The following is an 18,883-nucleotide window of genomic DNA, read 5'->3' as shown; positions in this document are numbered from 1 at the left end:
GTTTTGATTTAAATTGCATTAACTTACCGATTTTAAACAAGATAAGTGCTGTACTAAAGAGATAATCTATCCCTTATGGCGCACTTGCATTATTAGATAAAAGGTCATTTATAGGACATATGTAGCTTTTGAGTTTCTTTGTTCCTTGTTTCTTTGTCCTTTGTTTCTTTGTTCCTTTTAATTTCACGTGTATAATTTTTTTGACAGTGTGCTTGCTTTCCAGTTTGCCTTTGCGAGGTAATGGTGGAGGAAATCGACTAACGCGCGTAGTGGCTAACCATGAATTGACTTCTTCTAAATCATTCACATTTAAAGTGCCTGCTAAATACTTAAGATTTAAGGTTGCAATAATTAAATTATATTGATCCTCGGCCAATTGGCGCTGTGCCTCAAATAGTCGTTGTTGAGCATTAACCACATCAACCATAGTACGTGTCCCAACTTGAAACTGAGCTTCTGTACTTTGCAATGTATTCTGTTGAGAAATGACTGTTTGTCTATCGGCTTGAACCTTGCTAATTCCATCAATAATTGTATTAAAAGCAATTCGACTATTAACAACAACATTACGATACACTCTTTCTAAGCGTTCACTGGCTGCTTGAAAATCAAACTGCGCTTGCCTTGTTTGTGCAACAACAAGCCCACCTTGAAATACCGGAAAGTTCAGTGCCAAGGCAATACTAGAATTTGTTTGTTTTGAAGGGGCAAAAAAACTGGCTCCCCCGCCCCCATGTACATCGTTATGGGTTTGCGAGCTATTAGCTTGAATCCCTAAAGTAGGCCAACCATTTGCAGCTTGAACACGGATATTTTCTCTTGCAGCTTGTAAGCTGTATTTAGCAGCATATAGATTATAATTTTGTTTAAGGCCTACGTCGACCCATTCATTAATATCATTGGGCTCAGGCCGAATAAGAGGAATGCGGCTATTTCTCAATGGTACAAGATAAGCATATATATGATTCGTTAATTTACGTAAATTTTCACTTTGATTTTCCAAATTATTGCGTGCCGTGATAACTTGAGCAACTGATTGATCATAAGCCGAACGAGCTTCATAAACAGAAGTAATAGCATCTAAGCCTACTCGAAAACGCTCTTCCGCTTGTTCTAGTTGGCGTCTATTAGCACGTCTTTTTGCCTCTGCAAAGCTTAATGTATCTCTAGCCAGTAAAACATCAAAATAAGCTCTAGCAGTACGTAACATAAGATCTTGCGCTGCGTCATTAAAAGTTGCTTGGGCTGCTTTAACAGTTGCTTTGGCCTGTTGTACTAGAGCCCAAGCTTGAAAATTAAATACAGCTTGAGAAGCATTAATTTGCCATTGATTACTATTATAAGTTTGTTCAAAGTTAATACTAGCTGTTTTTGTTTCTATAACGTTTCTGCTAACTTGCGCATTTACGCCAAGTTGTGGGTAAAGTGCTGAGCGTGCAATGGGTATAGATTCACTTGTGGACATATAATTACTATAAGCTTCTTTAAAGGTGGGGTCATTTTCTAAAGCTTGTTGATAGATGTCCATTAAGTCTGTTGCATGCGATTGACCAGCAAAGCAGATAGTAAATAGCAGAAACAGCATTTTTTTCATGCGAATGCGTCCTAGAAAATAAATTCTTTAGGCTTTAATCTGTTAATCAAAGGTGGAATACAAGTTTCAAAAATTAACTCTTGAGTCCAGATACCATCTAATTCTAAAGTAAAAAGTATCGCTTGCATAACCGGCTCTTTACCAGTAATGGCAAAAATTCTACCACCAGGTAATACTTGCAAACGCAATGTATCGGTCATAGTAGAAATAGCACCAGTCATAATAATGACATCATAAGGCGCTTTATCAAGCCATCCGTTATAACCGTCACCCTTAATTAGCTCAATATTATTACATTGATGATGTTTTAAATTAACAGCAGCCGTATCTATAAAATCCTGAAAGTAATCCACACTGATTACGTTCTTACATAAATTACTTAATAATGCTGTAAAATAGCCCGTTCCTGTACCAATTTCTAGCACAGTTTCCTCTTTTTTAAGCTGCAATGCCTGTAAAATTTTTCCTTCTTCTAAAGGACTCATCATCCGTTGCTCATGGGCCAAAGGAATTTGCATATCAGAATAAGCAAACTGCTGCATCGCTCTCGGAACAAATTCATCGCGAGGAAATTTATCATACAGTGCTAAAATATTCTCATCAAGAACATCACCTGTTCTAAGCTGCTGCTTAATCATATTAATACGTGCATTTTGACTAATCATTTGTGAAATACCATTACAGGAGTTAGATAGGTTAAAAGGTTGTGGCCATTTTAGCAAGAATTGATTAAAGGTGCGATTGATTCATAAAAGATTTATAAACCGTTTATCATTTAATAGTGCAGCTGTGTAAAATTTGTTATCATTACGCCAATTTTTGATCTAATTAGGAGCAAGCGATGCAAGAACGATTTCTGGACCACTTGCAAGGTGAGTTAAATATACTTAAAAAAGAAGGCTTATATAAGGCTGAACGGGTTATTACTAGCCAACAGCAAGCGAAAGTCCAAGTACAAGATGAAATAGTAATTAATTTATGTGCTAACAATTATTTAGGATTAGCCAATAATTTAAGTTTGATTCACAAAGGGCAGGAAGCATTGCAAAAATATGGCTATGGCATGGCCTCTGTTCGATTTATTTGTGGAACTCAAACACCTCATAAAGAGCTAGAAAATAAGATAAGCCATTTCTTAAATAAAGAAGATGCTATTCTTTACTCATCGTGTTTTGATGCTAATACGGGTTTATTTGAAACAATATTAGGCGCTGAGGATGCTATCATTAGTGATGCTTTAAATCATGCCAGTATTATTGATGGTGTTCGGTTATGTAAAGCAGCTCGCTTTCGGTATGCTAATAATGACATGCGTGACTTAGAAGCTCAATTAATTGCTGCTAAAGATGCCCGTTTTCGCTTAATTGCTACTGATGGTGTGTTCTCAATGGACGGTATCATTGCCAATTTACCTGATATTTGTGAATTAGCTGATAAATATGATGCCATGGTTATGGTCGATGACTCGCATGCTGTAGGATTTATGGGAGAAACAGGTCGAGGTACACCAGAATATTGTGGTGTTGCAGACAGAGTAGATATTATTACAGGTACATTAGGAAAGGCTTTGGGCGGCGCATCAGGTGGCTATACAGCAGGTCCTTCTCTTGTGATTGATTGGTTACGTCAGCGTTCTCGTCCCTATTTATTTTCTAATACACTAGCGCCTGTCATTGCCGAGACATCTATCGCTGTTCTTGATTTATTAGAAAATTCTAATGAATTACTATTAAAATTAAAACGTAATAGTCAATATTTCCGTAAAGGCATGACTGAACTTGGGTTTGATTTAGTGCCAGGCGAACATCCAATTATTCCGGTTATGCTTGGTGATGCAAGCCTGGCAACAAAGATGGCTGAGCTTTTATTACATGAAGGTGTTTACGTCATTGGGTTTTCTTATCCAGTTGTTCCTAAAGGAAAAGCGCGTATTCGAACTCAAATGTCAGCAGCTCATGAATTAGATCATTTAGATCAAGCGTTAGCAGCATTCTCCAAGGTAGGAAAATTACTTCATGTAATTAAATAAAGGATATAAACGCTCATTTGTTATAAAAATAAAGAACAAGCGATTTATAAATTCCCCAAAAAAATTTTGATAATACTTAGGAGGCTCATGAAATCATTAGTAAAAGCTAAACGTGAACCTGGAATTTGGATGCAGGATGTGCCGGTTCCTGAGTATGGCGTAAATGATGTTTTAATTAAAATTCATAAAACTGCCATTTGTGGTACTGATATCCATATTTATACATGGGATGATTGGGCACAGGCAACTATTCCTGTACCTATGACTGTCGGTCATGAATTTTATGGTGAAATTGTTGCGCTTGGTCGTGAAGTAAAGGGGTTAGAACTAGGGCAGCGTGTTTCTGGTGAAGGTCATATTACCTGTGGTATGTGCAGAAATTGTCGTGCTGGTAAGCGCCATCTTTGTCGCAATACAGAAGGGGTAGGAGTCAATCGCCCAGGTTGCTTTGGCGAATATTTAGCGCTTCCTGCAACGAATGTGTTGGCGCTTCCTGATAATATTACTGATGAACAAGCCTCTATTCTTGATCCCTTCGGTAATGCTACGCACTGTGCACTAGCATTTGATGTAGTAGGTGAAGATGTTTTGATTACTGGGGCAGGTCCCATTGGTATTATGGCTGTTGCGATTGTTAAACATATTGGTGCTCGTCATGTTGTAATTACTGATGTCAATGACCATCGCTTAGAACTAGCTCGTAAGATGGGTGCGACTCGGGCTATTAATATAAAGTATCAGTCAATTACGGATGTAGCAAAAGAATTAGGGATGTTAGAGGGATTTGATGTAGGTCTTGAAATGTCAGGTAATCCTATGGCATTAAACGATATGGTTAAAGCAATGAATCATGGTGGCCATATTGCCATGTTAGGTATTCCACCTCAAGAAACACCTATTGATTGGAATCAAGTTATATTTAAAGGGTTAACTGTTAAAGGTATTTATGGTCGAGAAATGTTTGAAACATGGTATAAAATGATTGCTATGTTGCAAAGTGGCTTAGACATATCACCTGTTATTACCCACCGTTTTCATGTTGATGATTATCAAGATGCTTTCCAAATTATGGCTTCAGGTCAATCTGGTAAAGTTATACTAGATTGGTCTTAATCCTTATTAGACTTCTTCTGACCTTGTTTTCTCACCAGCAGTTTCTGAAGAAGTCTATAGATCATTATCAAGCATCATTTTTAAATTTATTAAAAAGACAGTAAGGATGAGGTTAAAAGATTTACTTACTCAGTTGTATTTTCTAAGTAGATATAAAAAATTTATGCTTGTTCTAACTGATCAGTCGCGAGGTGCACAATAGGTCTTGTATAGCAATATACTTTGGTTTATGTTCTGCACCAATTTCTTTAAAGAGTGGAGTATTCATGTCGCAATATATTTACACAATGAATCGAGTAAGTAAGGTAGTAGATAATCAGCGAGTAATTCTTAAAGATATTTCTTTAAGTTTTTATCCCGGGGCAAAAATTGGTGTTTTAGGTTTAAACGGCTCAGGAAAATCGACTTTATTAAAAATAATGGCAGGTATTGATCAGCAATTTAATGGTGAGGCAAGACCACAACCAGGTATTAAGATAGGTTACTTAGCTCAAGAACCTAAATTAGATGCAACTAAAACTGTTCGTGAAGTTGTGGAAGAAGGCGTTGCTGACATAAAGAATAAATTAAGAGAATTTGACGAAATTAGTATGCGCTTCGCTGAACCAATGAGTGATGAAGAAATGACTGCATTATTTGAAAAACAAGGGCAGTTACAAACTGATATTGAAGCTTGTGGTGGTTGGGGTTTAGAACGCAGACTTAATATTGCTGCTGATGCACTGCGTCTACCTGATTGGGATGCTAAAATAAGTCATTTATCCGGAGGGGAATTGCGACGCGTGGCACTTTGCCGATTACTTTTGTCCAATCCAGATATGTTATTACTTGACGAGCCTACCAACCATCTTGATGCTGAAAGTGTTGCTTGGCTTGAGCGCTATCTGGAAGAATTTCCCGGTACCGTTGTTGCTGTAACGCATGATCGATACTTTCTTGATAATGCTGCAGAATGGATTCTTGAATTAGATAGAGGTGAAGGAATTCCTTATAAAGGTAATTATACTTCTTGGCTTGAGCAAAAAGAAACACGACTTGCTATGGAAGAAAAGCAACAGGCTGCTCATCAACGTGCAATTAAAGCTGAATTAGAATGGGTTCGTACATCACCTAAAGGTCGCCATGCTAAGAATAAAGCGCGCCTTGCCCGCTTTGAAGAAATGAATTCGAAAGAATTTCAAAAACGAAATGAAACTAATGAACTCTATATTCCACCAGGGGAACGCTTAGGTGATTTAGTGATTGAAGCTAGTCATGTTCGTAAGGCATTTAGTGATCGTTTACTCATTGAAGATTTAAGTTTTCAACTACCTAAGGGTGGCGTATTGGGAATTATTGGCCCAAATGGCGCCGGCAAATCAACTTTTCTTAAAATGGTAACAGGTCAGGAAAAGCCTGATAGTGGAGAAATTCGTATTGGCGACACTGTTGATTTAGCTTATGTTAATCAAACACGTGATCATTTAGATGATAATAAAACTGTTTGGCAAGAAATATCAGATGGCCAAGATATTATTCAGGTAGGTTCATTTCAAATGCCATCTCGAGCTTATGTAAGTCGTTTTAATTTTAAAGGGGCTGATCAACAAAAGAAAATGTCACAGTTATCAGGTGGTGAGCGTAACCGGGTACATTTAGCTAAATTGTTAAGGCGCGGTGCTAATGTTATCTTACTTGACGAACCAAGTAATGATTTGGATGTTGAAACATTACGTTCCTTAGAAGAAGCTATATTAAACTTCCCTGGCTGTGTTATTGTCGTTTCTCACGACAGATGGTTCCTAGATCGAATTTGCACTCATCTTATGGCTTTTGAAGGTGACTCGCAAGTAACCTTTATAGAAGGCAATTACAGTGATTATGAAGTAGATAGAAAAAGACGACTAGGAGATGATGCTAACCGACCAGCGAGAATTAAATATCGTCGATTAAGTGCTTAATTAATCTTAGATCATAATTAGGTAGCGGTTGTAGGACAATGTTTAGTCTTTTAACTTAATTAATGTCAATTTGGCATAAAAGAGATATTATATTTCTTACTTTGAACGAGCTTACTAAATTTTGTTGCCGTACATATGCTCTGCATTTCACGGGGTAACGTTCATTTAGCGGCCTATAAAGAGCTTTCGTCTCTTTGTATGTCGAACTCACGTTAATTAAGTTGTCTTAATAATTTATCCTGTAGCGGAGATTATCATGAATAAGTTGTTTTGGGTGGGCTTAGCTGCCTGTGCTGGACTTTCAAGTTGCGGTGAGTATTATGATGAATCAACCTTAGTTACGGATGATAATGGTTATGTACATAGGACAACACATTATTTGCGTGATAAGCGCGGACGTGAGCATTTTCCTTTACAAATACCCGCTATAGGCAGGAAGCAGTTTATTTTTGATCCCCAAGCTTATTCCTGGGCAGCGTACGATGCTGAAGGTCATCGCGTCATGACAGGTAGTGCTTCTGGTGGTAAAGATTTTTGTGAAGATGTAGGGCAATCTTGTCGTACTGTGACCGGTACTTTTCGGGTTTACAATAAACGAGGCGCTGATTGTCTATCTGGAGAATATCCTGTAGAAACTACCGGTGGCGCTAAAATGCCATATTGTATGTATTTCCATCAAGGATATACTATTCATGCAGCTTACGAAGTCCCTTATGCAAATTCCAGTCATGGATGTGTTCGTGTCTTACCCAGTGCTGCAAAATGGTTAAATGAGGAGTTTATGACCTTAGGCACTCAGGTAACGGTTTTACCATATGCTGAGGAAAAAAGCTAATTTATCAAACTGTAAAATGCGAAAGTATTTAACAGCAACTGTTCAGAGGTATGCAAATTTTTCTGCTTAGAAGCCTATTTAACATAAATTGTCTTTCCCGCGTAGGCGGGAATTTATGTCGAATTTACGTTAATTAATGAATGGATCCCCGCCCGCGGGAATGACAGAGGATAATTTGGTTGTAACTAGCTCTGCAATTTATTCACGCAACAATACTGCGCGGGAAAGATGAAGACTTCATATTCGTTAACTACATACCCCGTGAACAGTTACTTTCAACAGGTTTTAAATCGAAGAGAGTTATTAAAAGTTTCTAAATACTTTTAAACTTGCACCGATAGTCTTAAATCAAACACATCCGCATTAATTTGGACTCTGCCTGTAGTGAAGGGTAAAGTTCGTCCTTCATTGTTAAATTTATTGGCAATAAGAGTATTAGAAATAACATGGCCATATAAAAGTTGTAGTGTGGTCGTGGATGTTGCTTTGTAATCTATAACAAAGCCAAATAAATATTGTTTATCGGATGGAAAATTAATAGGCCGGAATTCTTCTTGTTCTGGGCCATCATCGTATACGCCTATTACACCAAAGCCTGTTTTTTCACTGATTTGATGACGGAGAAAACCTACAAAAGCCCAAGATTCGTCGTATTTCATAGTAAACGTGAAATCCTTTGGTGAAGGAGGCTGCGCTGCTGTATTGCGTACACGTGCATATTGATTAGCATTCCATTCACTACGAAAGGCTTGTAAATTGATTAACCACTCTTTAGAAAATAAATGGGTGTAGGATAAAATAGTGGTTGCCGGCATGCGGAAGTAAAATTTATGATTAGTGTTAACAAAATTTCCAAATAAACTTTCACCCTTTGCTTTTTGTTTAATTGATGAATAATAAGCAGCGCCAAAAAAATTAGTTTGATTAAACATATAATACAGGCCAATGTCGGCACCTAAACCGAAACTAGATGTACGGTTAATTAATGTATCATAGGTTGTTGGGCCAGATGGGAGTGCAAAATTTGCCTCATTATTTTTTAAAAAATTGAAATTTAATCCGCCACCAAGATAGAGGCTTTGACTTAAACTATAGGAAGCTCGCGGACTTACATCTACATCAGTCATGAGTGTTTCTGTGGATGCATAACGCGTAACCGCATTAGCGCCCCATTTTAAATTAGAATGAAACGGCTCTGTAACGTCAACTCCGAAAACAAGTTTATCATTAAGCCTTGTAGCAATACGGCCATAAGGTAGTAAGCTGGTTTGTCTGCTATCACTCGTGCCAGGGTCTTCTTTAAAAGTATTTAAGTTTAATTGTCGCCCTTTGAATGTGATATCAGCATACATGACTGTGCCGCCGATAATAAGGTCATTTTTTTTAACTTTAAATAGCTCAGCAGGGTTACTATAGCTAAGCCCGGTAAAATATTGTAGTACGTTGGCACTGACGTTAAAGCTAGCTAAACATAAAATAGGTAAAATCGAATAACGCATAATCATCCTGAAATTAAATAACCGCAGGTTTTCCCGCGGTAAATGGTGGGGCTTTTAATAAAAAATAATGTCAAATTTAAAATTAAGGATTTCCACTCGCAGGCTGTTTTATAATAACTGTGGTTGGTTTCTTAATTGTTGTCGTCGTTGTTGTTGCAGGGGTTGTAGTAACAGCTTGTCTAGGTGAAGCAATCATCTGCATAATACCAAGATCGCCTGTGACTTTTCTTCCGATAATTAAATCCACGGTTAGTAGCTGCGTTAATTTTTGTTTTTCATTTTGGTAGGTAACTTGTAAAGGCACACTAGCACGCCATTGATTTTCTTTAAGGTCAGTTACGGCAATATTGCCATCAACCGTACTTGCTACCATCAGTTTTTGTGTTCTTATAGCACTTAAATTACCTGATTTATTAAGCGCTTCATTAAAACTTTGCCAACCTTGTTCAGTATAACAAGGTCTTAAATTTGTTAATTGTTGCGCAATGTTAACGTGATCAAAATCAAAAGATTGTCTTGTAGCATTATTTGCCCATTCCATAATAATTGCATGCTCAATATGAGTTGTTTCAGGAGGGATATGATAAGTACAGTTCATGGGCTGTGCCATGGATGTTGTACCTGTTGAGGATGCAGGTACTGTAGTTGTGGTTGTAGTAGGTGCAGGCTTGGTAATTACTGTAGTGGTGGTGGCAGGTGTAGTGACTGTAGCTGGTTGTGTTATTACAGTAGTTGGCTGCGTAGTCACAGTAGCAGGTTGTGTGGTTACAGTAGCAGGTTGTGTCGTTACTGTGGCGGGTTGTGTCGTGGTTGTTGGTACAACAACTTCTTGTGTAGTGGTTGTAGTCGTTGAGCTAGGCGCTGTAGTAGTGGCAGCTGTTACTTTGAAAGTATCAGCCTTAGCTAGTTGAATTTGCTGGGATACAGAGCTTGATGCAGCTTTTGTATAATTATCTACGGTGGTGTTAACTAAGGAGTCTGATTTTTCAGCATAAATAGAGCCACTTAAGACAGTTAATAGGCTGCTAAACAACATAGTTTTTTTCATTCGAGATGCTCCTTGCAAGAATTTTTGAGACTAATATAAACGTCATTATACTTTTAATAAATACTTTTAATTTATTAACCGTTCAGTCTTATTTGCCAAACAGCTGTACTTGACGCAAATCTGACTGCTCACCAAAATTAAATATTTCCCTGAACAATTACCTAATTTATTAAAGTTTATTCTAAATTGCTACCTATGTCTTAAAGCAATTATGATTCTAATAGCTCTGCTATCAGTATTGCTGCCAAATGGGCCGTTTTTTGCTCCTGATCTAATTGGGGTGAAAGCTCAGCAATATCCATACTGACTACTTTGCCAGTTTGTATGATGTATTTCAACAGGGGTAGCGCTTGCCAAGGTAATAAACCTAATGCTTGAGGCGCACTGACGCCAGGCGCATAAGCCTCTGCAAAAACATCTAGACAAATACTTAGATAAATAAAATCTTGTTTGCTAATAAATTGATGCAAAAATTTAATTTGCTGCTTGATTGATTGCTCAAGCATTTGCTCTGCTGTTAAAAAGGAAACATGATAATCACTGGCTAGTTGAAATAAACTAGCTGTGTTTGCATGGGGTTGAATACCTAAACAGCAATAGCTAAAAGGTAAATTTTTAGATTGGCATAGTTGACTAATTTGATAAAATGGCGTGCCAGAAGTACTTTGATTTTGAGTATTGACGGGACGAAGATCGAAGTGAGCGTCGAAATTAATAATGCCTAGTTTATGGTATTTTTCACTTAGACCTAAAAAGTGTCCCCAAGCAATTTCATGGCCGCCCCCGAAAGCAACAGTTTTACATTGATGTTGATGACATAGGCTAATTATTTTTGCAAATTCATCTTGAGTTTCTTCTAATTTTCCATCGTTGCAAACAATATTGCCTAAATCATAAAGAGGCTTCTTAGTATGCCAGGGAAGTTTTCCCAGTTGTTCTCTTATAATGTTTGGCCCTGCTTTAGCACCCACGCGGCCCTCATTGCGTTTTATCCCTTCATCACTACTAAAACCTAGAAAAACAATCTGGCTACGAATATCCGCAAGCGAATGGATACGAATATCAAAAGGTTTGACTGCTTGAAAAAAACGCTCATTAGGCAAGCTATCTTTACGCCCTTGCCAAATTGCTGCTATTGGGGGTTCATAGTGATTAATCTCCAGTAACATCTAATTCTCCCTTTTTAGAAATTGCTAAAGTCGCTTTAGATAAGTTGCTTATTTCTTGAGTATTTTACGGGATAACGTGTAGCTTTGTTAAATGATTTCGGTAAAATAGGGCCCTTTTAATTAAATATAGAGCGGGTAAGGAAGAGAGCGTGTTTATTATTACAGGTGGAGGTAGCGGGATTGGGCGTGCGTTAGCGCACTTATTAGCAGAGCAAGGCCAGGAAGTGCTTATTGTGGGCCGCCGTGAGTTGGTATTAAAAGAAGCAGCTTCTTATTCTCCTTTAATTTCTATATGTTGTGCCGATGTGTCAACCACAGAAGGGCAGCAAGCTATTTTAACTGCATTAACTAATAAACCAACTATTAAAGGCTTGGTTCATAATGCTGGTATCATTGAGCCTATTGCACCGATTACCCAAATTACCGAGCAAGCTTGGCAACAAACTTTAGCCACGAATTTGAATACTCCTTTATTTCTTACCCAATTATTAATTAATAAACTTAACGGTGGGCGTGTTCTTAATATTGGTTCTGGCGCCGCTTATTTTCCTGTGGTAGGTTGGACAGCTTACTGCGTTTCAAAGGCAGCTTTAGCTATGTTAACTCGTTGTTGGCAGTTAGAATGCAAGTCAGTCGCTTTTGCAAGTGTCATGCCTGGGATTATTGATACAGATATGCAAACTTTAATTCGTCAAAGTTCTTTTATGGATAATGAAAAGCTTGAGTTTTTTAAAACGCTTAAGAAACAAAATCGTTTAGTTTCAACAGAAACAGCTGCACTTTTCTTAAGTTGGTTGTTGTTAGAGGTTGATCGAAGTGATTACGATGCTGAAGAATGGGATATCTATGCTACCCACCATCATCGCTATTGGCTAAAAAAGCCTCATATAGTGCCACATTGGGAATAGCTTATGCTTATATGCGATAGAATTCTCCTTAATGCAACAACGCTTACAGCCGATGGCTATTTAAATAAGCAGCAAGCTATTGGCATTAAAGGTAATAAGATTATTTGGTGTGATGAAGAAAAAAATTTACCGCCTATTTCGGCACCTATTAAAGAAGATTGCCAGGGTAAGCTTATTACACCAGGATTAATAGATTGTCATACTCACTTGGTTTACGCAGGTAATCGAGCTAATGAATTTAAACAGCGTCTTGAAGGGGCCACTTATAGCGATATTGCCAAAGCAGGTGGCGGTATTTTATCTACAGTTAGACTAGTTCGTGCAGCAACTAAAGATGAATTAATTGAGCAATCACTGCCTCGCTTACTAGCTTTACGTGCAGAAGGGGTTACCACAGTTGAGATTAAATCAGGTTATGGCTTAGATATAGCAAATGAGATTAAAATGCTTACAGTGGCGCGTGAAATTGCTAAGTTAAGTGGTATGCGTGTGCAAACAACCTTTTTAGGTGCACATGCCGTACCGCCTGAATTTGCCAATAAAACCCAAGCGTATGTCGATCATCTTTGTCAAGACATGTTGCCTATGATTGCCGAGTTGGGTCTAGCTGATGCAGTGGATGTATTTTGTGAGACTATTGCTTTTTCCTATAAACAAACAGAACAAATATTTTTGGTAGCCAATAATTTAAAACTGCCTATTAAATGTCACGCCGAACAATTATCTAATCTCGGTGCAAGTAAATTAGCTGCCTCTTTGGGCGCTTTATCTTGCGATCATTTAGAGTACTTAGATGAAGAGGGCGCTAGAGCAATGGCAGAGATGGGTAGCGTCGCTGTGCTTCTTCCAGGTGCTTTCTATTTTTTACGTGCTACCAAATTACCCCCTATTGCCTTATTGCGTCAGCTAAAAATAGATATAGCCATTGCGACAGATTGTAATCCTGGTTCATCTCCTACAGCGTCTTTACTTTTGATGATGAATATGGCTTGCCAATATTTTGGCTTAACAGTAGAAGAGGTTTTAACAAGTGTTACTACCAATGCAGCAAAAGCACTTGGTATTGCAGATATAGGCGCTATTAAGCCAGGCTGCGTTGCTGATCTTATACGCTGGTCGCTCAAAGATAAAGCTGAATTGTGTTATCATTTTGGCTACCCGCTTGATCATGAAACAATGATTGCTGGAAATTGGATTAATCATTAGTAAAGCACAGGAGAAATAAGTATGTATTTATTGCGCATTGTCATCTTAAGTTTCATGGTTGGTTTTACTAATAATATTTTCGCACAACCTACAACAGTTACTGTAAAGAAAGAAACTAAAACATTTATTTTAAATCTTAAATATCCCCAAGGATTTAAAGAAAACCAAATAAATCAGGTTATAAAAACCTTTATAACAAAAACTAAAAGTTCACAAGATATGTCAGGCTCTAGTCCCTTCACTACTAATTTGCCTGGCAAAGACAGTCTGTATATCGATTATAAGATAGCGTATCAAAATACACATGTTGTCAGTTTGCTATTTAATATTTCAACTTATTCTCGCGGCGCGGCTCATCCAAATAATAGTGTAAGAACATTTAATTTTATTGATGGTGAAGAAATTAACTTGCAGGATATTTTTAAAGCTAATAGTCCTTATCTAGAAGAAATAGCCAACTATTGTCGAAATCAGTTACTTAAAAATAAAGATTTTGATGAAAAATGGGTCAATGAAGGTACGCAAGCAATAAATAAAAATTATACAAATTGGAATTTTAGTAAGGAAGGGTTAGCTATCGTATTTGACACTTACCAAATTGCTGCTTATGTTTACGGCCCACAAACAATTATTATTCCCACATCTTCATTAGCCTCATTGCGTCCTGAAATAAAAAAATTAGTTTGGGGCAATGCATGACAAATTCTGCCTTAGGTGTTTATGACGAAAAAAAAGTAGCAGAATTAACTGTACGTAGTGTTGTATTGGCTATTATTTTGACTGTTTTGCTTGCCATGTCAAATTCATATCTTGCTTTAAAATTAGGTATTTTGACATCGGCATCAATTCCTGCAGCCATTATTTCAATGGGTATCTTACGGTTATTTAAAGATTCAACTATTTTAGAAAATAACGCTGTACAAACAGCTGCCTCTGCAGGGGAGGCTGTTGCTGGAGGAATAGTTTATACTATTCCTGCTCTAATCATTATTCATTACTGGCAAAGTTTTGACTATTTAACCAATTTCTTTATTGCAGCAATTGGCGGCATTCTTGGTGTTCTATTTTCTATTCCACTTCGTCGTATATTAGTTCATGAGCCCGCATTACGTTTTCCAGAAGGAAGAGCTATTGCTGAGGTTTTAAAATCGTCTAGTGAGAGAGTAGGCGTAAAAGAAATTTTTTTAGGCGGTGCTGTTGGTGGATTAATTGAACTTTTGCAAATGGGGTTTAAAGTTATCGCTAGTAACTTTAATTTTTGGTTTGTTATTAAGCGCTCTATTTTTGGTTTTGGCGCTGGCTTCTCAGCGACTATGATTGGAGCAGGTTATTTGATAGGCCATGAGATGGCCATTAGTATTTTTCTAGGTGCCATTATCTCTTGGCTAATTGCTTTACCTATTGTAAGTCAGTTTTATCCAGATTTTTTAGCCCATTATCAATTAAATCAGGCAGCAACATTACTTTGGGATAGTGAAATGCGCTATTTAGGTATAGGCGCTATGTTATTTGCAGGAACTTGGACCTTTCTATTACTTGTTAAGCCGTTAGTCAAGAGCATTACTCAATCTATAACTGCCTTTACTTCTAAACGTAATTGGGCGGCTCAAGTACCACGAACAGATAGAGATATTCCAATACCTTTTATTTTAAGCGGTATCGCTTTCATGGCAGCTTTATTGTTTTTATTTTTCCAATATATTTTTCCCATTGAAGCAACGGGTCTTGATGGCGATTTTGCCCCTACTTTAGTTTTTACTGCTGTTATTTATGTATTAGTTATTGGGTTTTTATTTTCAGTCATAACAGGCTATCTATCTGGTATGGTAGGTGTGACCGCAAGTCCAGGTAGTTCGGTAGTGATTGCTGGAATGTTATTTGCAGCCTGGATGTTATTAACCATTATTAATAAATTTCTGCCGCTACCTTTGACTAATAATCAGATTAAAGCAGCTGAGGCGATTACCATTATTATTGGATCAGTTGTTACAGGAATTGCAGCCATTGCTAATGATAACACGCAAGATCTTAAAGTAGGCCAATTAGTTGGCGCGACCCCGTGGCGACAACAGGTGATGCTTTTACTTGGGGTTGTCGTTTCATCTTTGGTGATTCCGCCAGTTATGCAACTACTCTTTAATGTCTATGGTATTGCTGGCGTTATGCCACATGAGGGAATGGATATAAGTCAAACACTTCCAGCGCCAACTGCGGCTTTAATGGCTGCTATCACTGAAGCTGTTTTTCGTAATACATTGCCTTGGACGATGATGTTTGTTGGTGCAGCAATTATCGTTTTGTTGTTAATCTCTATTAAGTTATTTAAGTTAAATCGTTTTATAAGATTATCTATTTTGGGTGTGGCAATTGGGATGTATTTACCAATTTCTTCCTCATTTCCTTTGTTTTTAGGTGGGATGATCGCCATGTATGTACAAGCCCGCCTTGATAAAAAGAAATCTCTTAGTAATGATCAAAAGACTGAACGAAGGCAAAAAGGCACTTTAATTGCTTGCGGATTAGTAGCTGGTTCAGCCATTATTGATGTTTTATTAGCGATTCCTTTTTCTATCTTCCACTCGCCTGATGCTTTAAAAATAGTAGGTGAAAATTGGTATATGTATGGTGTCTTATTAGGTGTTGTATCTACTCTTATCTTAACCCTATGGATTGAAAGAAGGGTGTGTGGGTTAAAAAAAATCTAGTGTATTCAGTTTTTTGATTTAATTAAAGGTTAGTATCGAACTAAGGCCATAGCCCTTACTTTACCTACGTTCCGCGGGCAAGCCGCGGAACGTTAAGTAATAGAAGAAAAAGCTTAGCTTGACGGCTACAGGCAAAGGCCCGACTCACGCCTGCTAAAACATACCATTACTATTAGCTGATTCTTCAGGAATCGTCTGGATTACATCCCAATGTTCGACAATTTTATGATTCTCTAAGCGAAAAATATCAACGATGGCTTGTCCTTTTGTACCTGGTTCTTTTATAGAGTGGACGTGTAAAATAACATAATCGCCTTCTGCCATGATCCGTTTAATTTCACTGTGCGATTGAGGGTAGGTTTGTTTCAGATAATCAATATATTGTTTAAAACCTTCTATACCATCTTTAGCTAAAGGATTATGTTGTATGTACCATGGCCCCATATAAACTTCGGCTGCCAAAAAATCTTTTTCATTAATTGCTTTCTGATAAAATTGGGTAACGACCTCCTTATTTATTTCTTGTGGGCTAAGCTCTGCAAAACTTGCTTTGGCATTAATAGCAAAACCTATTAATAAAAAAATAGCAGCTACTTTTTTCATTTTACCTCCTTATTAGATTTCTTCGGAAACTCTACTACAGAAGAAAATTGCTTCGTCAATACGGTGCTCGCATCCTCATGTACTTGTATGTACACTGCTGTTCTGCGCTCCGTGTCTCCTTGCTCTTCTCTCGCTGTAGCGAGTTTCCGAAGAAATCTGTTTAATTAACAAATCTGATTATAAATGGTATAAAGCAATAAAAAAGCGCAAAATTTAGCTTTAATTAATCAGTTTTTTAGATATATCTGGAATAGAAATGGCCAAAGTAACACTTGAACAATGGCGGGTATTACAAACCATCGTAGAAGAAAAAAGTTTTGCTAAAGCAGCCGAAAAGCTACACAAAAGTCAATCTAGCATTAGTTATTCATTAATGAAATTACAAGAATCCTTGGGCGTACAAGTGATGAATATACAAGGACGCAAAGCATTTTTAACCGAGCAAGGTATGCAGATTTTAAATATGTCTAAGCAACTAACACGATTAGCTAAAAATATTGAAAATACTGCCCATAATTTTAAATCTAATTATGAAAAAATTTTGCGTTTAGCTGTTGATGAAATATTTCCTCCTCAAATATTATTGCAAATATTGCATCAATTCAGCTTAATCAATACTCAAACTCGAATTATTTTAAAGCATGGCATTCTATCAGGGCCAAGTGACTTATTAACTAATGGTGAAGCTGAGATCGCTATTATTTCAAAAATTCCAGAAGGGTATGTAGGTGATAAGCTTATGGATATTGAATCTATTCCATATGCCCACATTAACAGCCCCTTACATCAAAAGGAACTAACGTTAGATGATCTTTATCAAGAGCGTTATATCATTGCGCAAGATTCAGGTATAAAAAATCAAAGAAATGAAGGTTGGTTAGGCTCAGAGTTTCATTGGAAAGTAAGTTCAATGGAGATGAAAATTCAGTGTGTAGCTCAAGGTATAGGTTTTTCATGGTTACCAAAACAATTAGTAGAAAATAGGAACTTACCTATTAAACCACTTTGTTTGCAGCAAGATAATATTAGAACTTATCCTCTGTATTTAGTTCATCATAATCCACAAGAAATGGGTCCTTCAGCACAACAAATAATATCTTTTTTCCGAGAATATTCAAATGCCAAAATTTAAATATATTTAGCCTATAGTAGCCGTGATTCCGCTGCGCTGCATCTAAGGCTACTTTAATAGCATAATTTTTATTGTTCATTACATAACTAATATCATGATAATATGAACCTTCAAATATCTTGTAGGAAATATGATGCAGCAAATTGTGTTTAGGGTAAGTATGCTTCTTTTAACCATGATTTGGAGTTATGCGGAGGCTTCAGAAAATAAGATTGCAGTGGCTGTTCCTCAGTGTAAGGATATTCAGGTGCCTGATACTAAAAATATTCAGATTGCTAATCAAGGCAATCTTTATACTTTTAAATTCACGTTACCTAGTTGCGGGCATTCTTCATACCAAGTTAATTATCCAACTGCTTATATCGTGCAAGAGCTTATTGATGATTTTTATAAAGATGGCTTATTAAATCTAACTTTAAATCAAGATCTTCCTTCAACACCATTGGCAAAAGATTATTTTTTACTTGAAGTACAACAGTCACTTTTTAACGATCGATTTGTTTTTAAAGAAGATGTTCAACTTGCTTATGAGCGAAATTATATCCACATGATTAATCAATCTCACATAATACCTGGTAGTGTGAGCAAAGCATTAGAACCATTTAAATCGTTACGTGATATTCAATGGAAAAATGATTGCCAACAAGAATCGGCAGGTTGGTGTTTTACATGGAATGGCTATTTTTCAATAACTTGGGATTGGAATGGCCAGGGAAGTGTTGAGGAAATGAAAAATCATGTCATAAAAGTAATTCTACCCCAGGTTTTTCGAGAAAGTTATATCCGATATGAACAGTATATCTATAAAGTAGCTAATTCATAATTAACGTGAGTTCGATATATAAGAGATAAAGGCTCTTTTATGTTGCTAAACGAACGTTATCCCGTAAAATGCGAAGCATTTATACGGGATCCAGATTAAATATAACTAAATTCGACATAAAATATAGCAAATATACTTTATGTCGAATTCACGTTAATCAATAGATTTACTGCAATATAAACTATTAAGGTAATTAATTTTTAAAAAGTATATAAAAATAATCTTGCCGCAAAGAATATTCCTGTATTAGTTCACTTTAAGAGATTACATGTCAGTCAG

At 36.9% G+C, this 18,883-nt stretch carries 16 protein-coding genes; 10 read left to right on the top strand and 6 right to left on the bottom strand.

Features of this window, described 5'->3' with window-relative positions; all coding sequences use genetic code 11:
- Window positions 1–73: 73 nt before the first annotated feature.
- Window positions 74–1,594, bottom strand: a complete 1,521-nt coding sequence (locus E1P04_RS07270) for a TolC family outer membrane protein (protein ID WP_131782263.1) — start codon at window positions 1,592–1,594, stop codon at window positions 74–76.
- Between the two features lie 11 nt (window positions 1,595–1,605).
- Window positions 1,606–2,259, bottom strand: coding sequence for a protein-L-isoaspartate O-methyltransferase family protein (locus E1P04_RS07265; RefSeq protein ID WP_131782262.1), 654 nt, complete (start codon window positions 2,257–2,259; stop codon window positions 1,606–1,608).
- A 176-nt stretch (window positions 2,260–2,435) separates the two neighbouring features.
- On the opposite strand from E1P04_RS07265, the gene E1P04_RS07260 reads away from it, so the two are divergent.
- From E1P04_RS07260 to E1P04_RS07245, 4 genes are all read left to right on the top strand, one after another.
- Complete coding sequence (locus tag E1P04_RS07260) at window positions 2,436–3,623, top strand: glycine C-acetyltransferase (protein WP_131782261.1); 1,188 nt, start codon at window positions 2,436–2,438, stop codon at window positions 3,621–3,623.
- Between the two features lie 87 nt (window positions 3,624–3,710).
- Window positions 3,711–4,736 (top strand): L-threonine 3-dehydrogenase, encoded by a 1,026-nt coding sequence (gene tdh, locus E1P04_RS07255; RefSeq protein ID WP_115331779.1) that lies wholly within the window; start codon window positions 3,711–3,713, stop codon window positions 4,734–4,736.
- 266 nt (window positions 4,737–5,002) lie between these two features.
- Window positions 5,003–6,676, top strand: a complete 1,674-nt coding sequence (gene ettA / locus E1P04_RS07250) for an energy-dependent translational throttle protein EttA (protein WP_131782260.1) — start codon at window positions 5,003–5,005, stop codon at window positions 6,674–6,676.
- Window positions 6,677–6,932: 256 nt separating this feature from the next.
- The gene (locus tag E1P04_RS07245; RefSeq protein WP_131782259.1) at window positions 6,933–7,511 is read left to right on the top strand and encodes a L,D-transpeptidase; all 579 of its coding nucleotides are present in this window, start codon (window positions 6,933–6,935) and stop codon (window positions 7,509–7,511) included.
- 323 nt (window positions 7,512–7,834) lie between these two features.
- On the opposite strand, the gene E1P04_RS07240 is transcribed toward E1P04_RS07245, so the two are convergent.
- The 3 genes from E1P04_RS07240 to hutG form a co-directional block, all read right to left on the bottom strand.
- The gene (locus E1P04_RS07240) at window positions 7,835–9,010 is read right to left on the bottom strand and encodes an OmpP1/FadL family transporter (protein ID WP_131782258.1); all 1,176 of its coding nucleotides are present in this window, start codon (window positions 9,008–9,010) and stop codon (window positions 7,835–7,837) included.
- A gap of 82 nt (window positions 9,011–9,092) precedes the next feature.
- The gene (locus tag E1P04_RS18020) at window positions 9,093–10,058 is read right to left on the bottom strand and encodes a DotI/IcmL family type IV secretion protein (RefSeq protein ID WP_242604406.1); all 966 of its coding nucleotides are present in this window, start codon (window positions 10,056–10,058) and stop codon (window positions 9,093–9,095) included.
- Between the two features lie 209 nt (window positions 10,059–10,267).
- On the bottom strand, window positions 10,268–11,227 hold the full coding sequence (hutG, locus tag E1P04_RS07230) for a formimidoylglutamase (RefSeq protein ID WP_131782257.1): 960 nt from the start codon (window positions 11,225–11,227) through the stop codon (window positions 10,268–10,270).
- A 149-nt stretch (window positions 11,228–11,376) separates the two neighbouring features.
- Here hutG and E1P04_RS07225 point away from each other — a divergent pair, with 149 nt between their 5' ends.
- Genes E1P04_RS07225 through E1P04_RS07210 form a run of 4 tightly spaced genes read left to right on the top strand, consistent with a single transcriptional unit; the run spans window position 11,377 to window position 16,046 of the window.
- Window positions 11,377–12,135, top strand: coding sequence for an SDR family NAD(P)-dependent oxidoreductase (locus E1P04_RS07225; protein ID WP_131782256.1), 759 nt, complete (start codon window positions 11,377–11,379; stop codon window positions 12,133–12,135).
- A gap of 3 nt (window positions 12,136–12,138) precedes the next feature.
- Window positions 12,139–13,341, top strand: a complete 1,203-nt coding sequence (gene hutI / locus E1P04_RS07220) for an imidazolonepropionase (RefSeq protein WP_131782255.1) — start codon at window positions 12,139–12,141, stop codon at window positions 13,339–13,341.
- 21 nt (window positions 13,342–13,362) lie between these two features.
- Window positions 13,363–14,040, top strand: a complete 678-nt coding sequence (locus E1P04_RS07215) for a DUF3298 and DUF4163 domain-containing protein (RefSeq protein WP_131782254.1) — start codon at window positions 13,363–13,365, stop codon at window positions 14,038–14,040.
- Entirely contained in the window at window positions 14,037–16,046 is a 2,010-nt protein-coding gene (locus E1P04_RS07210; RefSeq protein WP_131782253.1) for an OPT family oligopeptide transporter, read from the top strand. The genes E1P04_RS07215 and E1P04_RS07210 overlap by 4 nt, the downstream gene beginning before the upstream one ends.
- Window positions 16,047–16,199: 153 nt before the next feature.
- Here E1P04_RS07210 and E1P04_RS07205 read toward each other — a convergent pair whose 3' ends face one another.
- Window positions 16,200–16,649 (bottom strand): nuclear transport factor 2 family protein, encoded by a 450-nt coding sequence (locus E1P04_RS07205; RefSeq protein WP_131782252.1) that lies wholly within the window; start codon window positions 16,647–16,649, stop codon window positions 16,200–16,202.
- A 256-nt stretch (window positions 16,650–16,905) separates the two neighbouring features.
- On the opposite strand from E1P04_RS07205, the gene E1P04_RS07195 reads away from it, so the two are divergent.
- Complete coding sequence (locus tag E1P04_RS07195) at window positions 16,906–17,781, top strand: LysR family transcriptional regulator (protein ID WP_131782251.1); 876 nt, start codon at window positions 16,906–16,908, stop codon at window positions 17,779–17,781.
- Window positions 17,782–17,911: 130 nt separating this feature from the next.
- Complete coding sequence (locus tag E1P04_RS07190; protein ID WP_242604405.1) at window positions 17,912–18,604, top strand: hypothetical protein; 693 nt, start codon at window positions 17,912–17,914, stop codon at window positions 18,602–18,604.
- Window positions 18,605–18,883 lie beyond the last annotated feature (279 nt).

The sequence above is a fragment of the Legionella gresilensis genome, from assembly GCF_900639865.1.
GTDB lineage: Bacteria > Pseudomonadota > Gammaproteobacteria > Legionellales > Legionellaceae > Legionella_C > Legionella_C gresilensis.
This window is presented reverse-complemented; position numbering and strand designations above follow the sequence as displayed.

Excerpts from the sequence above, each read along its gene's own strand:
- E1P04_RS07270 (WP_131782263.1), bottom strand. The coding sequence starts at position 1,594 with ATGAAAAAAATGCTGTTTCTGCTATTTACTATCTGCTTTGCTGGTCAA.
- hutI (WP_131782255.1), top strand. The coding sequence starts at position 12,139 with ATGCTTATATGCGATAGAATTCTCCTTAATGCAACAACGCTTACAGCC.
- hutG (WP_131782257.1), bottom strand. The coding sequence starts at position 11,227 with ATGTTACTGGAGATTAATCACTATGAACCCCCAATAGCAGCAATTTGG.
- E1P04_RS07240 (WP_131782258.1), bottom strand. The coding sequence starts at position 9,010 with ATGCGTTATTCGATTTTACCTATTTTATGTTTAGCTAGCTTTAACGTC.
- E1P04_RS07260 (WP_131782261.1), top strand. The coding sequence starts at position 2,436 with ATGCAAGAACGATTTCTGGACCACTTGCAAGGTGAGTTAAATATACTT.
- E1P04_RS18020 (WP_242604406.1), bottom strand. The coding sequence starts at position 10,058 with ATGAAAAAAACTATGTTGTTTAGCAGCCTATTAACTGTCTTAAGTGGC.
- E1P04_RS07245 (WP_131782259.1), top strand. The coding sequence starts at position 6,933 with ATGAATAAGTTGTTTTGGGTGGGCTTAGCTGCCTGTGCTGGACTTTCA.
- E1P04_RS07190 (WP_242604405.1), top strand. The coding sequence starts at position 17,912 with ATGATGCAGCAAATTGTGTTTAGGGTAAGTATGCTTCTTTTAACCATG.
- E1P04_RS07215 (WP_131782254.1), top strand. The coding sequence starts at position 13,363 with ATGTATTTATTGCGCATTGTCATCTTAAGTTTCATGGTTGGTTTTACT.
- E1P04_RS07210 (WP_131782253.1), top strand. The coding sequence starts at position 14,037 with ATGACAAATTCTGCCTTAGGTGTTTATGACGAAAAAAAAGTAGCAGAA.
- E1P04_RS07265 (WP_131782262.1), bottom strand. The coding sequence starts at position 2,259 with ATGATTAGTCAAAATGCACGTATTAATATGATTAAGCAGCAGCTTAGA.
- ettA (WP_131782260.1), top strand. The coding sequence starts at position 5,003 with ATGTCGCAATATATTTACACAATGAATCGAGTAAGTAAGGTAGTAGAT.
- E1P04_RS07205 (WP_131782252.1), bottom strand. The coding sequence starts at position 16,649 with ATGAAAAAAGTAGCTGCTATTTTTTTATTAATAGGTTTTGCTATTAAT.
- E1P04_RS07195 (WP_131782251.1), top strand. The coding sequence starts at position 16,906 with ATGGCCAAAGTAACACTTGAACAATGGCGGGTATTACAAACCATCGTA.
- tdh (WP_115331779.1), top strand. The coding sequence starts at position 3,711 with ATGAAATCATTAGTAAAAGCTAAACGTGAACCTGGAATTTGGATGCAG.